Annotated in this window: 1 protein-coding gene, 2 tRNA genes and 2 rRNA genes; 1 reads left to right on the forward strand and 4 read right to left on the reverse strand. The window is 57.5% G+C overall.

Annotation, left to right across the window (positions count from 1 at the left end; all coding sequences use genetic code 11):
• Window positions 1-105 (reverse strand): 23S ribosomal RNA (locus tag EN862_RS34735); the annotation flags it as partial.
• Window positions 106-211: 106 nt separating this feature from the next.
• Here EN862_RS34735 and EN862_RS34740 point away from each other — a divergent pair.
• Complete coding sequence (locus EN862_RS34740) at window positions 212-523, forward strand: hypothetical protein (RefSeq protein WP_127868918.1); 312 nt, start codon at window positions 212-214, stop codon at window positions 521-523.
• Between the two features lie 27 nt (window positions 524-550).
• On the opposite strand, the gene EN862_RS34745 is transcribed toward EN862_RS34740, so the two are convergent.
• From EN862_RS34745 to EN862_RS34755, 3 genes are all read right to left on the reverse strand, one after another.
• Window positions 551-626, reverse strand: a tRNA-Ala gene (locus EN862_RS34745).
• A gap of 57 nt (window positions 627-683) precedes the next feature.
• Window positions 684-760, reverse strand: a tRNA-Ile gene (locus EN862_RS34750).
• A gap of 279 nt (window positions 761-1039) precedes the next feature.
• Window positions 1040-1146 (reverse strand): 16S ribosomal RNA (locus EN862_RS34755); the annotation flags it as partial.

Genomic DNA, 1146 nt, shown 5'->3' on the forward strand with positions numbered 1-1146 from the left:
GATCAAAGGGTATTCGCACCTCCCCGTAGCTTATCGCAGCGTATCACGTCCTTCATCGCCTGTGCATGCCAAGGCATCCACCAATTGCCCTTAAGACACTTGATCGTTCTCATTGCCAATACCCATCACGCGATCCCGGAGGGATCGTCGCATAAGCGCGATCTCGCAGAGATCGTCGCATGAGCCAAACCCTGTGCGGGGCTTAGCTCGAATGGAATTGGCACAAAAAGACCAGCTTCTCGAGATCCGTTCGAGGGCGCGGTTAGGCAAACCCATCATAGGCAAGGGATTGAGCGTCCCTTGCGACAAATCACAGCTTTGCAGCCATGAAGTTCGAACAAATCTTCTCTTTACGATGTCAAACAGAACAGGCGCAGAGCACAAAGCTCGGCGCAAACTCTTTTATCGAATGACTTTTTTCTCACCGTCTCTGCTCGACACCTACGCGCGGTCTGTAAAGACCGTCGCGAACCGCGACGATCCTGCGGATCGCGCGCTTGCCAAACCGCAACGCGGCGGCTGAAGCGACGATCCCTTTGGGATCGCGCATTGGTGGAGCCGGACGGGATCGAACCGACGACATCCTGCTTGCAAAGCAGGCGCTCTCCCAGCTGAGCTACGGCCCCTGATAGTGTCTCCCGACGGATATCGAGGTGATCCGACAATCCTTGCGGATTGCGAATTGGTGGGCCTGGGAGGACTTGAACCTCCGACCTCACGCTTATCAAGCGCGCGCTCTAACCAACTGAGCTACAAGCCCTTAGACTGCGCCTTTGATCGGCTTTCGCCAACGAGACGCACGTCTCGCAAGGCCGACCGGCCGTCGCGGCTCGTGCCGCGCCCTCGCGGAGCGCCAGGCCGAAGGCCGGTACGGCGCGCGAGCGCAAGTCAAAGTCATTCGCTGAAGAAAGAGAAACGAAGGCGGCAGACCCGCTTCAGGTATGCGCGACGGTAAGAGTGACTCTCTTCCGTCTTGTTCCAAGAGAACCGAAAGGTAGAGGCTCAACGAGTGAGCGTTTCCATTAGGGTTCTTCCTTAGAAAGGAGGTGATCCAGCCGCAGGTTCCCCTACGGCTACCTTGTTACGACTTCACCCCAGTCGCTGACCCTACCGTGGTCGCCTGCCTCCTTGCGGTTAGCACAGCGC

Source organism: Mesorhizobium sp. M2E.F.Ca.ET.219.01.1.1 (assembly GCF_004016445.2).
Classification (GTDB): Bacteria; Pseudomonadota; Alphaproteobacteria; order Rhizobiales; family Rhizobiaceae; genus Mesorhizobium.